This is a genomic window from Solirubrobacter ginsenosidimutans (genome assembly GCF_027587205.1).
The window spans coordinates 1-2,676 of sequence record NZ_JAPDOD010000115.1 but is presented as its reverse complement, the minus strand read 5'-3'; the positions used below and the strand labels follow the sequence as shown (position 1 = coordinate 2,676).

General features: G+C 74.1%; 1 protein-coding gene. It reads right to left on the bottom strand.

All coding sequences use genetic code 11. The features are described 5' to 3' along the window. The coding region (locus tag OM076_RS44340; protein WP_270046708.1) for a CHAP domain-containing protein at nt 1-2,676 on the bottom strand (2,676 nt) is incomplete at both ends.

The following is a 2,676-nucleotide window of genomic DNA, read 5'->3' as shown; positions in this document are numbered from 1 at the left end:
GCTGCGGCGGCCGGGGTGCCGGGGGCGACGGCGGCCGCGGTCGCGACCGGCGCGCCCGCCACTGCCGGGGCCGCGGGCGCTGCCGACGCGACGTCGCTCGGCGGCTTCCAGTCGGCGGGGATCTCCTGCTTGAAGCCGACGTGGATGTGGTTCTGGTGGGCGGCGTCGGTGAAGTAGCCGGGCCCGGCGATGGCGAACGGGGAGCCGATCTCGTTCGGCCGGTAGTCCGGGTTGAGGCTCGAGAGCTCGGAGGCGACCTCGCGCGCGAGCGGGCTGCCGGGGCCGACGATCTCGCCGTCGATGGCGCCGATGTCCATGCCGCGGCCGAAATGGTGGTTGGAGACCGAGCCGCCGGCCGTGAACTTGTCGTGGTCGGAGCACATGCACGTGACGGTGATCTTGTGCTCGCCGCTGAGCTTGGTCAGCACCGCCACGACCCGGGGATCGATCCGCCCCGCCTTGATGTCGGCGATGCCGTCGGAGTCGAAGACGATGTTCTTGTTGTTCAGCAGCGCCAGGGCCTCGGCGCCGGGCGGGCCGCCGTGGCCGTCGCCGCCGAACTGCGTGGGATCGATCGGCGCGGAGGACGTCGCCGCGGGCGCGGGCGCCTGGTCGGCCACCTGCGCCACCCCGTTCCCCGACGGCGCCGGCACCTGCGCCGCGCCCGCCGGCGCGTTGCCCTCGATCCGGATGAACTTGATGTTCGCGCTGCCCATCTGGCGCGGGACGCTGGTGACGGCGTCGGCGTTGTTGCCTTCCAGCGCCGTGAACTTGCCGCCTTGGACCGTGCTGTCGAGGAACCCGATGTGGCCGTCGGAGCCGAAATCCTCCTGGCCGCCCCAGTCATAGGCCACGATGTCGCCCGGCCGCGCGTCCTGCGCGCTGACGATCTTCAGCCCGTTCTGGCCGGCCTCGGCGTTGCGCACCCAGGTCTGCACGGCCGCCCAGCCGCCGCCCGGCATCTTGTGCCCGGCGTGCTCCAGCGACCACGTGATGAACGATGCGCACCACGGGTTGCCCGGCGCGACCTTCGCCGCGGCGAGGTACTGGTCGACCTGCGGACCGCGGTTGGCGCCGCCGATCTCGCGCACGCCCTTCTGGCTGTGCGCGACGGCCAGCGCCGCCGCGCCGAGCCCGCTCCCGCCACCGCCGGCCGGGGCGGCCGCCGCGGCCGCGTCGACGACGGCGCCGGCGGTTTGGACCGGGGCGGCCTGCGGCTGCGCCGGGGCGGCCTTCAGCAGGCTCATCGCCTGGTCGAGCTTGGTCTGGTAGCGGCCCCGGTACTGCTCGGCGGGGCGCTCGACGTCGGCGATCCAATCGCCGTACTGGTTCGGGTCGGTGATCGACTTGCCGGCCGCGACGCGCTGCTTCTTGACCGCCTCGGCGTTGTCCAGGAACCACTTGACCTGCAGCTCCGGCTTGTCCGGGAACCCCGCGTACTCGCCTTGGTTCCAGATCCCGACGCGCATCTGGAAGAACCCCACGGAGTCGGCGTCGCCGAAGTTGAGGTTCTTCATGCCGGACTCGACCAGCGAGGCCATGAGCGGCAACTCGGGCGGCAGGCCGCGCTTCTGCGCCTGGCCGGCCATCCACGCGGCGATCTGCTCCTGCGGCGCGTTGTCGCCCGGATAGGCGTCCGGGGCCGCGGCGGCGACTGCCGCGGCGGCCGCGGTCGGGTCCACGGCGGCGGCCTGTGCGACCGGGCTGGCCTTCGGCGGCTCGACGGCCTTCAGGAACCCGAGCGACTCGTTGCGGGCGTCCCTGCGGGCGTCGGCGGCGGACGCCTTGGCGGTGACGGCCTGGAAGAGCTGCGACTCGTTCTTGGACTTCGGCGGCGCCTCGGCCACGACGGCCGCGGGGGCGGCGACGGGCGCCGGTGCCGGTGCGACCGGTGCGGGCGCTGGGGCGACCGGTGCCGGTGCGGCGGCGACCGGCGCGGGCGCCACGGGGGCGGGCTTCTCGACCGGGGGAGGGTCGACCTCGGCGGCGACGTCCTTCGGAGGTTTCCAGTCGGCGGCGATCGGTTCCTTGAAGCCGACGTGGATGTGAGTCTGGTGGGCCGCGTCGGTGAAATAGCCCTTGCCGGAGATGGCGAACGGGCTGCCGATCGCGTCGGGCCGGTAGCCACGGTCCAGGCTCGAGAGCTCGGAGGCGACCTCGCGGGCGAGCGGGCTGTCGGGGCCGACCATCTCGCCGTCGATGGCGCCGATGTCCATGCCGAAGGGGTCGGCCTCGCTCGAGGAGACGTCGGTGACGGTGAGCTTGTGCTCGCCGCTGAGCTTCGTCAATACCGCGACGAGCCGCGGATCGACCCGCCCGGCCTTGATGTCCTTGATCCCGTTCGCGTCGAGGATCACGTTCTTGTTCTTGAGCAGCGCGAGCGCCTCCGGCCCCGGCGGCCCGCCCTTGCCGGCGCTGCCGAACTGCGACGGGTCCAGCCCCGACCCCTTCTTCGAGGACACGCCGTCGGCGAGCGCGGCGCTGCGGGCCGACTTCGGGTCGGTGGCCTCGAGCCCGGCGGCGGGCTTCGTCGGCAGCGCGGTGTCCGCCGCCGGCGGAGCGTCGCCGGGGAGGGTGGTGTCCGCGGGCGCGGCGGCGCCATCGCCGGGCAGCGTCGTGTCGGCGGGAGCGGCCGCGCCGGTGCCGGCCGGGGCGTCGCCGGGCAGCGTGGTGCCG